General features: G+C 40.4%; 9 protein-coding genes. 5 read left to right on the top strand and 4 right to left on the bottom strand.

Going from position 1 to position 13,526, the window contains the following annotated elements; all coding sequences use genetic code 11:
• The 5 genes from B4B65_RS20185 to B4B65_RS20165 all read left to right on the top strand — a co-directional run bounded on the left by B4B65_RS20185 (nucleotide 1) and on the right by B4B65_RS20165 (nucleotide 9,083).
• On the top strand, nucleotides 1-2,091 hold the full coding sequence (locus B4B65_RS20185; protein ID WP_293918321.1) for a polysaccharide lyase 8 family protein: 2,091 nt from the start codon (nucleotides 1-3) through the stop codon (nucleotides 2,089-2,091).
• A gap of 65 nt (nucleotides 2,092-2,156) precedes the next feature.
• Nucleotides 2,157-5,258 carry a SusC/RagA family TonB-linked outer membrane protein gene (locus tag B4B65_RS20180; protein WP_293918603.1) on the top strand — a complete coding sequence of 1,034 codons (3,102 nt, stop codon included), beginning with the start codon at nucleotides 2,157-2,159 and terminating at the stop codon, nucleotides 5,256-5,258.
• 18 nt (nucleotides 5,259-5,276) lie between these two features.
• Entirely contained in the window at nucleotides 5,277-6,842 is a 1,566-nt protein-coding gene (locus B4B65_RS20175; protein WP_293918319.1) for a RagB/SusD family nutrient uptake outer membrane protein, read from the top strand.
• An 18-nt stretch (nucleotides 6,843-6,860) separates the two neighbouring features.
• A complete protein-coding gene (locus B4B65_RS20170; RefSeq protein WP_293918317.1) occupies nucleotides 6,861-7,787 on the top strand; it encodes a DUF5017 domain-containing protein in 927 nt (308 codons plus the stop codon).
• 51 nt (nucleotides 7,788-7,838) lie between these two features.
• Nucleotides 7,839-9,083, top strand: coding sequence for a glycoside hydrolase family 88 protein (locus B4B65_RS20165; RefSeq protein ID WP_293918316.1), 1,245 nt, complete (start codon nucleotides 7,839-7,841; stop codon nucleotides 9,081-9,083).
• 138 nt (nucleotides 9,084-9,221) lie between these two features.
• Here B4B65_RS20165 and B4B65_RS20160 read toward each other — a convergent pair whose 3' ends face one another.
• From B4B65_RS20160 to B4B65_RS20145, 4 genes are all read right to left on the bottom strand, one after another.
• Nucleotides 9,222-11,477: a multicopper oxidase family protein gene (locus B4B65_RS20160; protein WP_293918315.1), complete on the bottom strand. Its 2,256-nt coding sequence runs from the start codon at nucleotides 11,475-11,477 to the stop codon at nucleotides 9,222-9,224.
• Between the two features lie 73 nt (nucleotides 11,478-11,550).
• Nucleotides 11,551-12,006 (bottom strand): heme-binding domain-containing protein, encoded by a 456-nt coding sequence (locus B4B65_RS20155; protein WP_293918313.1) that lies wholly within the window; start codon nucleotides 12,004-12,006, stop codon nucleotides 11,551-11,553.
• On the bottom strand, nucleotides 12,003-12,557 hold the full coding sequence (locus B4B65_RS20150; RefSeq protein WP_293918311.1) for a DUF3347 domain-containing protein: 555 nt from the start codon (nucleotides 12,555-12,557) through the stop codon (nucleotides 12,003-12,005). Before B4B65_RS20150 ends, B4B65_RS20155 begins: the two co-directional genes overlap by 4 nt.
• A gap of 37 nt (nucleotides 12,558-12,594) precedes the next feature.
• Nucleotides 12,595-13,470, bottom strand: coding sequence for a DUF3347 domain-containing protein (locus B4B65_RS20145; protein ID WP_293918309.1), 876 nt, complete (start codon nucleotides 13,468-13,470; stop codon nucleotides 12,595-12,597).
• Between the last annotated feature and the right edge of the window lie 56 nt (nucleotides 13,471-13,526).

The following is a 13,526-nucleotide window of genomic DNA, read 5'->3' as shown; positions in this document are numbered from 1 at the left end:
ATGAAATACCTACAGATAATAATGTGCTTTCTTGTACTGATGCTGACCAAGTCAGTATCAGCACAAGCTACCTATCCTTTTGGAACGATCAGTAAGCGTATTGTTGATGATCACCTGCGAACAGATGCCGGTGCGGATAAGCGGGCTGAAGATATGCTGGCCAGAATGAGTAAAAACGGAAGCTGGGATGATATCGATTATGCGGATGTCGTTTTTACAAAATGGACTCCTTCTGATCATCTCACACGACTGTCACTCCTTATTCAGTCCTATATCAACAAGGACGGAAAGCATTATAATGATCCTAAGTTTTATAATGCTATCGTACAGGCCTATCAATTCTGGTATGATAAAGATCCGAAAAGCGGCAATTGGTGGCATAATGAAATCAGTGTACCACAGCAACTGGGGGTGCTGTTGATATTATCCCGTTACGGAGCTGAAAAACTACCGGCAGAACTTGATCAGAAGTTGATAGAACGTATGAAAAGAGGTGATGCCGCAGCAAAGACGGGAGCCAATAAAACAGATATCGCTATGCACTATTTTTACAGATCACTGCTTACCGAAGATAAAGAACTTCTGAGCTATTCTCTGAGCGAGCTGTATCAGCCTGTACAATTAGTTGACGGAGAAGAGGGACTGCAATATGACTATTCTTATTTACAACATGGTCCTCAACTCTATATTTCAGGATATGGGAATGTGTATCTGACCGGATTATTCACAATTTTAAAATACGTTTACAATACACCTTATTTTATTGCTGAGGATAAGTTGGCGCTGCTAACCGGTTTCTATCGTCATACTTTTCTCCCTATGCACCGCAGTAAATACATGGATTTTAATGTAGAAGGAAGAGGAGTGAGCAGAAAAGATATCTTGCTGAAAACGAATGAGCCTAAACGTCTGGATATCGCTATGCTGATCGATAGTAAGAATATAAAAGCTTACGAATCAGAGAAGGCTAAATTTGAAAACCCTTCTAATCTTTCAAAAGAGGTAAAACCAGTTCACCGTTATTTCTGGAAAGCAGATTTTACCCTTCATAACCGTCCTGAATATCATGTGTCTGTACGGACAGCAAGTGACCGTACCAACAGAAGTGAGGCCGGAAATGGTGAAAATTTGTATGGAAGATACTTGTCTGATGGTGCCATGAATATACAGCAGAATGGAGCAGAATATATGAATATAATGCCCGTCTGGGAATGGGATAAAATTCCGGGGACGACATCTCCCGATCACAAAGAGGATAAACTGATGGATACAGAATGGGGAGTGCGCGGGAATAATCAGTTTGCCGGAGGAGTATCAGACAGTCTCTATGGAGTTACAGCTTACCAGATGAATTATGATGCTGTGCAAGCGAAAAAATCATGGTTTTTCTTTGATCAGGAAATCCTCTGTCTGGGCGCTGATATCAACAGTGATCTGGATGTTCCGATTACCACTACTGTCAATCAGGCCTGGTTACAGGGCGCCATACAATTGGATGGTAAAACAACAGTCAAAAAACAAGCTCCTATGCCCGTTTCGGCTTCCTGGTTGTGGCATAATGGATCGGGATATGTGATTGCAGAAGGACAGAAAACATTTCTTTCAGCAGAAACACAGGAAGGGTCATGGAAACGGATCAATAAATCAGGAGAGGCAGCACCTGTTAAAGGAGAGGTATTTAAGTTATGGATTGATCATGGGATACGGCCTAAGGATGCACACTATGAATACCGTGTATTGCCTGCCCTGTCCAGTGCCAAAGCATTTGCCAAGGTAAAGAATCAGGCTCAGGTAGTCGAAAATACAAAGCGGGCTCAGATTGTATATCATGCCGCAAATCAGTTGCTTATGGGCGTAATGTATGAGGCTGGCAAAATTGAACATGAAGGATTGATGTTGACAACGGATAAGCCCTGTGTTTTTATGCTGAGAAAAACCGGCAATCAGGTAATTCTGGATATTGCAGATCCGCTTTATAAAGAGACACAGATCACGGTTAGTGCAGGACAGGGGACAGCTGGACAACCCCGGACGATATCTCTTCCGCAACGGGAGTTACAGGGGTCTACCGTGAGACAGATTATGAATTAAACCAATTAAACCACTATAAACCATTAATATTTATGAACAGTATTCGAATAATAAGCCTGTTCCTGATGATGCTGATCTGGCATACAGGATCTGCCCAATCGGGAAGGACCGTTACCGGGACGGTCTATGACGAGGAAACCCGGCAGCCTTTACCGGGTGTATCTATTTCTCTGCAAAATGCAAAAGCAGGTACAGTTACCGATACACAGGGGAAATTTAATCTTACGATTTCCGGTACCGATGCGGTGTTGACGTTTAAATACATCGGATATGAATCCAAAGATGTCCGTATTCCCGGTGCGGGAGCGATGTCTGTAACGCTCCGTAAAGATAACCGGTCTTTAGATGAAGTAGTTGTCATAGGCTATGGAGAAGTTCAGCGTAAAGATGTAACCGGATCTGTAGGATCAGTTAAAATGGAAGATATCAAACGGGCTCCGGTAGGATCGGCTCTGGAAGCTCTTGCCGGACGGGTTGCGGGTGTGCAGGTTACTTCAGAAAGTGGTAAACCGGGATCAGGTGTTAACATTGTCGTAAGGGGGGCTAACTCTCTGACACAATCCAACGAACCGCTCTATGTTATTGATGGATTTCCGATGGAAGATGCAAATGCCAATGTGTTGAATCCTGCGGAGATCGAATCTATAGAAATACTTAAGGATGCTTCTGCTACAGCTATATACGGAGCCAGAGGTGCAAATGGAGTTGTCCTCATCACAACACGCAAAGGTAAGGAAGGAGCTCCGGTTATCAACTATTCCGGTTATGTAGGTGTACAGCAGATTATCAATAAAATGGAACTGATGAATCCTTATGAGTTTGTGAAATTACAAAGAGATATTGACTCTGTCGGAATCAAACTCACGTATTTCAGAGAGGGTAAAGGTCTGGAAGATTACCGTAATGCAACCGGAAATGACTGGCAGGATTTGCTTTTCAAAACAGCTACTATGCAGGATCATTCCTTATCGGTAATGGGGGGAAATAAATCGACTAAATATTCTTTTTCCGGAAATGTATTTAATCAGGATGGTATCATTATCAATTCAGGATTCAGAAGATATCAGGGGAAAATGACTTTAGATCAGACCTTCAATAAACTCAAAGTGGGGGTTAATGCCATGTATACTGCAACTAAAACTTCGGGTACTAATCCATCCGCACCGGATGCCACCTATTCGGCGATGAATTATCTGATGTACAGTGTCTGGGGATACCGTCCGGTAGGATTCGGAAATGATACAGATCTTGTTAATTCATTGATAGATCCTGATGTGGATGCCAGTAACGATTATCGTATCAATCCGATTATGTCTGCGGAGAATGAATACCGGGCTAATTTTAACAACAGATTGATTGCAAATGGGTATGCAGAATATGCTTTTACCAAAGACCTGAAACTTCGTATCAACGGGGGTATCAACAAGACCGACTGGAGACAGGAATCTTTTAATAATTCGATGACGCGTTACGGTTACTGGGCCAGCATCAATAAAGTGAACGGTTCTATTATGTATACCGATAGCTATACCTGGCTGAATGAGAACCTGCTGACCTATAATAAGAAATTTGGTAAAGATCATACATTGAATGCGGTGGCCGGTATTACATTTCAGGAAAATATCTGGAAGCGCTATGGCCTTTCTGCAATACAGCTTCCTAATGAAAATCTGGGTCTGGCTGGCTTGAGTCAGGGAATTGCACAACCTGTTACCTCTCTGAATACAGAATGGTCACTGATGTCTTATCTGGCCCGGGTAAACTATAGTTATCAGAATAAGTACCTTCTTACAGCTTCCTACCGGGCAGATGGTTCTTCCAAATTCAGAAAAAATAACAGATGGGGGTATTTTCCGTCAGCAGCATTTGCGTGGAGACTGATCAATGAAAGCTTTATGAAAGAACAAACCTTGTTTTCAGATGCGAAAGTGCGTTTGGGATATGGGGTGACAGGAAATAACAGAGTCAATGAATATGCAACCTATGCACAGTTAAGTTTTGATAATACAGGGCCAGGGACAAATGGTTATTATCCCTTTAATAACACGATTACACAAGGCGTATATTTGAGTTCTATTGCTAATCCCGATCTGCGTTGGGAAAGCACCAAACAATCTAACATTGGGGTGGATCTTGGATTATTCAAGCAACGTTTACTGTTGACAGTAGATTATTATAAGAAAAAGACTACAGATCTTCTGTTGAATGCCAGTCTGCCTCTGAGTACAGGTTATTCCACTGCTTTCAAGAATATCGGTGCTACTACTAATCAAGGTTTGGAAATCAGTTTATCAGGAGATGTAATAAAGAAAACCGACTTTAACTGGAATTCATCTTTCAATATCGCATTCAATAAAAACCGTGTGGTATCTCTGACCGAAAATCAGGAAAGTATTACAAGCACAGTTCCATGGGATCAAAACTATACATCGATTCCACTCTATATTGCAAAAATAGGACAGCCAATCGGACAAATTTATGGATTTATATGGGATGGAGTATACCAGTATGAAGACTTCAATCTGTTGCCTAACGGCACATATGAGCTCAAATCCGGTGTGAGTACGAATGGCAATTCGAGATCTAATATCCGCCCGGGAGATATTAAATACAGGGATCTGAATGGAGATAATGTAGTCGATAACTACGACAGGACAGTGATCGGAAATGCCTATCCCATTCATCAGGGAGGATTCTCCAACAATTTCAGATATAAGAATTTTGATCTGAATGTGTTTATGCAGTGGTCGTATGGAAATGATGTAGTCAATGCGAACCGGCTTTGGTTTGAGGCAGGAAACAAAACCAACCTCAATCAGTTTGCAACATTTGAAAACAGATGGACACCCGAAAATCAAACCAATGAGATGTTTAGAGTCGGAGGAATGGGGCCTTATGCTTATTCATCCCGTGTCGTGGAAGATGCCTCTTATCTCAGGTTGAAAACGGTGTCGTTGGGTTATAATTTTGATCCGAAAGTGTTAAGCAAGTTGAAGATCAGAAGTTTGCGTATATATGCGACTGCTCAAAATCTGTATACGTTTACAAATTATTCCGGTTTTGATCCGGAAGTAGCGGTATACTATTCGGCTTTGACACCGGGCTTTGATTATTCATCATACCCTCGCCCAAAAACCTATGTATTTGGAGTAAATGTTGGTTTGTAAGACTTTAAAAAGATAAACATGAAAATCACGATAAAAAATATCTCTTCAACAGCAGTGCTGCTGATGGTGATCGTTTTCCTGTTACCGGGATGTAGTAAATTTCTGGATAAGGACCCTACTTTCATTGTTAAAGAAAACTATTATAAAACAGAAGCCGATGTACAGGCCGGACTGACAGGAGTATACGATATCCTGGGTAAGGAAGAAGTGTACGGAAGCAATCTGTCTGTTTACCTTCCTATTTCCGATGAAGGCGTATATTACCGGAGTGCCTATGTGGCAGGATTATCGGTCTACAATTTTGATGCTTCCGAAAGTAATGTGCGTGCATTGTGGCGCTATCTGTACGAAGGTATTGAAAGAGCAAATACACTGTTATACCGGATCAATGAAGTGCAAATGGATGAAATGGTAAAAAGAGTGACGATAGGAGAGGCTAAGTTTTTGAGAGCCTACTATTATTTCCTGCTGGTAAGCCACTGGGGCAATGTTCCCTTGAAAACATTGCCGACAGCATCTGTTACAGATGTCAATATAGAAGGAACTGCAGCAAAAGACATCTATACGTTTGTAGTCTCTGAAATGGAGGCTGCGGAAGCAATGGTTAAAAACATCAATGAATATGGTTATTCAGGTCGGGTTACTAGGACAGCTATACAAGGTATACTGGCTCGTGTTTACCTTAAAATGGCAGGATTTCCGCTCAACGATGTTTCCAAATATGAGAAAGCATTAGAGTGGTCAGGAAAAGTAGTGCATTCTTCTGGCTATCAGCATGCGCTGATTGGTGACTATGCAAAACTGTTTAAAGATATGGCATCAGACAAATACAATATTCAGGAATCTATATGGGAAGTCGAGTTTGCAGGTAATCGTTCGGCAGATTTTGAAGCCGGTCGTCTGGGAAATGCCATCGGAATTCAATGTAATGATGAGGCATATGGTTATTCCTACGGATTTATTGCGACTACTAAGCGACTGTATCAGGCATATGAAAATACCGACCTGCGCAGAGACTGGAATATCGCTACCTACAAATATTCCTATGTAAATAACAAAGTTACCGATTCAGTATATTATGCAGCTACAGATATTGAAAACCGGCATGCTGCCAAATACCGGAGACCATATGAAAGGGTTTTGCCCCGCAATAAAAACTACACGCCTATTAATTTTCCATTACTGCGTTACTCGGATGTATTGTTAATGTATGCGGAAGCTGAAAATGAAGTCAATGGAGCTACTGCAGAAGCCAAAGCTGCGGTTAAGCAGGTGCGTGACCGGGCCAAAGCATCCGATAAGAGTACAGCCATAGGTACTAAAGATGATATGAGACAACTCATTCGTGATGAGCGTTTCCGCGAATTAGCATTTGAAGGAATCCGTAAATATGATCTCATCCGCTGGGGACTCTTTCAGTCTAATATGAAGTCACTTGCAACTGAGATCGAAGCATCTGCACCGGCAGCAGTTAAATACATGTCTTTGGCTGGGAAAAATGTTGCCGATCGGGATCTCCTGCTTCCAATTCCAATTGCGGAGATCTCATTGAATAATGCTATTAAACAAAATCCGGGGTGGTAATAATCAGTTGATACTTATATGAAAAAGATAGTATATATATTATCATTATGCTACTTGCTGGTAGCATGTGAAAAAAGAGAAAATTTACCGGTATCCTTATCGGTCAGTACAGAAAAAGCCAATTATAAGGTTGGAGATACTGTTCGTTTTGTGTTAAGCGGTAATCCGGATCAACTGGTATTCTGGTCTGGTGAAGAAAGTCACCGTTACATATACCGGGATCGTACACGTGCAGAGAGCGAGGTAATCCAGCTTTCTTTTGCGTCAAACAGAAGATACGGTGCTGATACCCAGCAGCCGAATTCTTTACGTTTACTTGCTACGCAAAATTTTAATGCCATATATGACGCTGCAAACATTATTCCATCAGATTGGATCGATATTACAAGTGCCTTTACACTATCACCCATCCAGTCCAACGATGCCACTTATGCACCTTCCGGCACCGTCAATTTACTGGCATTACAACAGACAGGTCTGACTGTAGATGTTCAGAAGCCAATCTATTTTGCTTTTAAATATACGGGTGTGACGGGATCTACACAACCACGCTGGTGGATCAATGCATTTAATATCAATACCATCACAAGCGATGGACAGGTACTCACGGTATCGGGTATAAAAGAAGCAGGATGGAAATTTGTAAAAGTACTCCCATCTTCTCCGGTTACATGGATATTTGGGACCGATAATATCCTTAAGTATGCCGGTGGTGCAGCCGCTGTAGGAAGTAATCAGGTATGGGCAGTGACTTCAGGTCTGAATCTAACTACCGTAAGTCCGGATACAGGAGTTGCACTCAAAAACATGGCCACCCGAATGGATAGCCATAGTCATGTGTATACAAAACCTGGTAAATATACAGTAACCTTTGTCGCTGCCAATGCAAATATATATGGACAGGATCAGGTTACTAAAGATGTCACAGTTAACATTACAGAATAAGAACTGAATGGGTGAATCTCCAATTAAAAAATAAATTATAATTATATCGATATGACACGATTATTTAAAGCCACTGCGCTCTCTATGTTAGCCCTTACAATGGCATGTTCTTCCAGCTCAGAAAATTTTGTTGCTAAAGATTTTAAAAGAGCAGAAGAGCAGTACACCGTATTACTCAACAATTCCAAAGATATTACCGTTTTTCCGCGTACTCTGGATTCTGCCGGCAATGTGAAAGGTACGGATGTATGGGACTGGACCGGAGGATTTTTTGCGGGCAGCCTTTGGAATATATACGAATATAACAAAGATCCAAAGTGGGAAGCAGCAGCTATAAAATGGACAGAAGCACTGGAAGAGGGGAAATTTCTGACCCAGCACCATGATATTGGTTTTGTAATGTATTGTTCCTATGGTAATGCAATAAAAAACCTGAAAGACAGCACAAAAATAAATGCCTATAATAAGATCCTTATTCAGTCTGCAGAGTCCGCACTGACACGATATAATCCCAAGGTTGGATTGATCAAATCGTGGAATTCAAAAATGTCATGGGACAAGAAAACACTTTGGAATTATCCGGTCATAATTGATAATATGATGAACCTTGAAATGTTGTTTTACGTGAGTAAACTGACCGGGAATGATAAATATAAAAAAGTTGCTATCAGTCATGCAGATCAGACTATGAAATACCATTTCCGTCCGGATTACAGCACCTACCATGTAGTAGACTATGATACGACTTCTGGTAAAGTATTACATCAGCAGACTAATCAGGGTTTTGCAGACAATTCTACCTGGTCCAGAGGGCAGGCCTGGGCTGTATACGGATATACAGTGATGTACAGGGAAACAAAAGATCCTAAGTATCTGGCAACCGCACAACATGCAGCAGATTTTTTCCTTAATCATGCTAATTTACCTGAAGATAAAGTTCCATACTGGGATTTTAATGTAAATCAGGAAGGCTACAAACCTGATTGGGCGTATGATGCCAAGCGCTATGATGTAATACACCGGGATGCTTCAGCAGCAGCGATTGTTGCTTCTGCACTTCTTGAATTAAGCGGTTATGCACAGGAAAAAGGCAAAACTTATCTGGAAGCATCTGAGCATATTCTTAAATCACTTTCTTCAGATGAATATCTGGCAAAGGCAGGCACCAATGGTGGTTTTCTGTTGTTACATTCTGTGGGTAGTATGCCACATTCCAGTGAGATTGATGTGCCGTTGACTTATGCAGATTACTATTTTCTGGAAGCCCTTAACCGCTATCGCGAACTCAAAAAGTAGAGGCAGATCAAACTGTTTCAACGGTAACAGCTGACCGATAAAACAAACTTCAGCAGTAACAAATAGCCCCTGAACACTATACCTTTCGGTAGTCAAGTGTTCAGGGGCTTGTTTTGAATCTTATATGTTTATTGAAATTTAATAATTGAGAGACAGACCAGCGCCAAATCCCATATCACTGTCGTAGTGGGTACGTATACTCATATTCTTTGTCAGTATATAATTAAGTCCCAGCATATACTCCTGATCTGTATTATACATAAAATCGCCACGTAACCTTTTAGAAAGTGGAATGTCTTCACGCATAACCGCCAGACGCACAATTCCATCATGATAGACCTCTGCCTGAAAGTTGACCAGCATCGGCAGCGTATACATAAAACCTAAACTGACTGCACCTCTTTTATCTTTCTTATTGGTCTGACCGAACATATTTTTTTCATGTTCATCTTTTCCCATCTTACGGTAACGCCAGTCAAAACCTACAAAAGGCATCAGCCATTGCATCTTTCCGATATATCTGCCGACATGTGTCTCTACTTCATAGCCATGCATATCATTATACCCCAGTCTCCATTCCGTTCCGACACTCCATCTGGCATTCTGTAACATAGCCTGACCATCATTCCCATTCGTAGCAAAATCATTCTGTGCCATAAAGTGCCACATATTGCTTTCCTTCTGCAGCATTTTATAAGCTCCGGCTTTATCCGGTAAAATAGGATTTTTGTAATCGCCAACTTCAAATACCCTGTTCATTCCGGACATCATATGGTAGAGGATATGACAGTGGAAAAACCAATCCCCTTCCTCATTAGCCAGAAACTCAATCGTATCTGTTTCCATTGGCATAATGTCCAGAACATTTTTCAAGGGAGACTTTTCACCTTTACCGTTGATTACCCTAAAATCAAATCCATGTAAGTGCATAGGATGCCGCATCATTGAATTGTTATAAATCGTGATACGTAATACTTCTCCTTTTTTGACAGGTATTTTATCTGTTTCCGAAAGCACTTTATTATCCATACTCCATACATAGCGGTTCATGTTTCCGGTCAGTACAAATTTTAATTCCCTGACGGGAGCATCCTCCGGAAGTTTGGTGTTGTAAGGAGAGGACAACATAGTATAATTTAGGGTCACGATATCACCTAACGCATTTGCATTATAACGGTTAGGATCAGCATCCATATTGTGCTTGCTATGATCTTGTTTTTTTGAATTGCTTCCGGTGATTTCAGGATACATGACCACATTCATGTCCATTTTATTGAGGCTCATCTGCATACCCATATCATCCAGATCTCCATTCATCTTCATCATATCATTCATCATCTTCATTCCTTCAAAATATTTGAGGCGCGGAAGAGGAGAGAGTAACTGCTTTACACCATTTCCGATAAAGTAACTGGACGAGTTGGTACGATCTTCTGTTGTCGCCATAAATTCATATGCTATACCATCTTCCGGGATAGTCAGGACTACATCGTAAGTCTCGGATACAGCTATAATTAAACGATCTACTTCTACAGGCTCTACATCATTACCGTCATTAGCGACTACCGTTATTTTTCCTCCTGCATAACGTAACCAGAAGTAAGAAGAAGCACCTCCGTTAGAAATACGAAGCCTTACTTTATCGCCGGCTTTGAGAGCTTTACCATCTACGCTTTTGAGATCTGTAAGAGGATTGCCGTTCATTAATATCTTATCATAATATACATCACTGACATCCATAGCCATCATCCGCTTCCATTCATTCTTAAGCTTTACTTTGAGCTTTCCCTCTTTGATCGCTTCAGCATAGGATTGAGTAGCATCTTTTTTTATGGCAGCCCAGTCGTTTGCATTGTGCAACATTCTGTGCACATTATCCGGATTTAGATTTGTCCACTCGCTTAATATAACCGGTACAGCCGGCAGATCATCAATACCTTTTCGGAAAGTCTTGTCATCTGCCCTTTTCTTCATGATGAAACTTCCATACATACCAATCTGCTCCTGCAATCCCGTATGAGAATGATACCAGTGTGTTCCGGTTTGGATAATGGGAAACCGGTACGTAAATGTGGTTCCGGGTGCGATCTGTGGTTGAGTCAGATAGGGGACACCATCTTCCTTATTCGGAAGAAACAAACCGTGCCAGTGTAAGGATGTATTTTCTTTCAGTTCGTTGTGAACGATAATCTCTGCCGTATCACCTTCTGTAAATTCAAGCGTCGGCATAGGTATCTGCCCGTTTACGGCAATCGCTCTTTTAGGTTTGCCCGCATAGTTTACGATAGTATCTCTTACATACAAATCGTAACGCCTGACTTGCTGAGCTTCTGATTCCTGCAGAAGTAGCAAAGCGAAGAGAGATATAAATATTAATCTTAGTTGATTTTTCATTTAAATTTTAAATTATGAGCCATTCGCTGAACAGCTCAAAATGAGATTTTTATTTGTTGTTTCCTTGTGAGACTTATAGTTTTTCTTCTTTTAATATTAACCCGTCAAAATATGAAATTAAAGAGTCCCGTTCGTTTTTAGATAGTGATCCATGCATTATTTTATATGAAGTCAACGGCATGCTATTTTCTTGAAGTACCTGAATTATGCTTTTGAATTTTGTTAGTTTCTTACGCTTTCTATAGGTTGCTAATTCATCAAAGTTTAATCTTTCTTTTCCTTCTTTTATATGCACAGACATAAAACTCTCTACCGGCTGGAGATTTGTGTACCAGGGATATTCGGTATGATTACTATGGCAGTCAAAACAGAAGGTCTTTAATAAACCAGCAACATGTTCTGAGGGTAAAAACTGCATGGTAAAGCTAAAGTTATTATCTTTTTGAATATTTCTGGGACTTGCAGGAATGAACTGGAGAACAACAAATACTCCGGTTATAATGACTGCAATTATTCCTGTCGTTTTCATTCATTTAAAGTTTCTGTCAGCGTACCGCATGCTTGTTTTTCTCTTCCCAGATAGGGATTATGTACTTCCTTCGTATCTGAAAGCCAAATCTGTGGCTTTTCTCCATGTTTACATTCAAATTTGTAAAGAGTACGTTTTATATCTTGTAATTTAATATAGTCATATATATCCTCACTGATAATTTCATAATGTTCTCTTTGATGGATAAGATTGTTTTTACTATCGATAATGTGTTGGATATTCTCCTTGGTATTATCCAGTATATCTTTGATATCTTCCTTTGAGTCTGCAGGCAGCTTGTCAGATTGCTGAGAGTTGAGTATCTGAGCAAATGTATTTGCGATCTCCATTATTTTTTCTTGATCCTGGTCATAGAGAGATTTTCCCAAGTTTAAATAAGCTGTGACCATTGGTAAGTTCGGATCAGAATCCGAACTTACCGGTAAATCTTGTGCTGTTGAATCTGCTGAATTGCTATCTTTTTGTTTCGTATTAGATTGACAAGCCATCAACAGTATTGGAGCCAGTAATAATATGATTATTCTTTTCATAATGTGAATTGTTATATGCATTAATTCTTCTGACTTCTTATTTAATGATTTCCTTTGTTGATCCGCACGTTAGCATCTGCGATCCGTAGTACGGATTTTGGATAGCTTTTTCTTTGCTTAACCAATTTGCTCCGTTACCATCATTGAACATTGGACAGTGGTTATAGTAAACCATATAACCAGGGTCAGAAGCTTTGATCAATTTATAGACAGTTTCGGATAATGCAGTGAAAGCTACTCTTTGTTTATCCAAACCCTTTGAAGACTGAAGAGCTGCGGCCTGTTTTTCAAGATCTTTCATGACCATCATCCATACATCATGCTCTTTTGGTTGCAGCTCGCCCATTTTAATGGCTGCAATTGCTGATTTTAAGTTTGCAGCAGCTGTTGTTACAGTTTTGCTGTCACCTTTTATCAACGCATCTTTTATTGTAAAGTAATTCTTGTACAAAGATTCGAGTTTAGACTCCTTAGCAGTACGTTCGTTGATACCTTCTGTTGTTGAATGATCCATCTTGGCATGATCCATATTCTTTGATCCGGATTTTGCCATACTTGTTTTTATTGCACCTTTATATTGACATTCTGGACTAAGTGCCTGATATACATCTGTTGGAGCGAGGTACATTTCGTTGTCAAACCCAGCCAAAGCAACACGTTTCAGCACTTCGTCTTTTGATGTTTTCTGACTATTGTAGGTGAGTGAAGCCTCCTTGGTATTTGTATTCCAGTCGAGTGCAGATTCACCCTTTTTGCTTCCTGCCTTTTCAATCAGGTTTTTACAGGCTTGTGAACTTCCTTCAATGCGGATAGTTTCAGTTTTTGCATTTTTGATTTGTGCAGCAGCCAGCACAGGTGAAGCTGCTATTCCTAATAATAAGATCAGTGAAAATATATTTTTGAGTGATTTCATGTCAGTATTGTCTTTTGATACCCGGATCTTCTATGAGATTCAGGGTATGTTGTCCA

The organism is Sphingobacterium sp. UBA5789 (genome assembly GCF_002418355.1).
In the GTDB taxonomy this organism is placed as follows: Bacteria; Bacteroidota; Bacteroidia; order Sphingobacteriales; family Sphingobacteriaceae; genus Sphingobacterium.
This window is presented reverse-complemented; position numbering and strand designations above follow the sequence as displayed.

Excerpts from the sequence above, each read along its gene's own strand:
- B4B65_RS20185 (WP_293918321.1), top strand. The coding sequence starts at position 1 with ATGAAATACCTACAGATAATAATGTGCTTTCTTGTACTGATGCTGACC.
- B4B65_RS20180 (WP_293918603.1), top strand. The coding sequence starts at position 2,157 with ATGATGCTGATCTGGCATACAGGATCTGCCCAATCGGGAAGGACCGTT.
- B4B65_RS20175 (WP_293918319.1), top strand. The coding sequence starts at position 5,277 with ATGAAAATCACGATAAAAAATATCTCTTCAACAGCAGTGCTGCTGATG.
- B4B65_RS20170 (WP_293918317.1), top strand. The coding sequence starts at position 6,861 with ATGAAAAAGATAGTATATATATTATCATTATGCTACTTGCTGGTAGCA.
- B4B65_RS20165 (WP_293918316.1), top strand. The coding sequence starts at position 7,839 with ATGACACGATTATTTAAAGCCACTGCGCTCTCTATGTTAGCCCTTACA.
- B4B65_RS20160 (WP_293918315.1), bottom strand. The coding sequence starts at position 11,477 with ATGAAAAATCAACTAAGATTAATATTTATATCTCTCTTCGCTTTGCTA.
- B4B65_RS20155 (WP_293918313.1), bottom strand. The coding sequence starts at position 12,006 with ATGAAAACGACAGGAATAATTGCAGTCATTATAACCGGAGTATTTGTT.
- B4B65_RS20150 (WP_293918311.1), bottom strand. The coding sequence starts at position 12,557 with ATGAAAAGAATAATCATATTATTACTGGCTCCAATACTGTTGATGGCT.
- B4B65_RS20145 (WP_293918309.1), bottom strand. The coding sequence starts at position 13,470 with ATGAAATCACTCAAAAATATATTTTCACTGATCTTATTATTAGGAATA.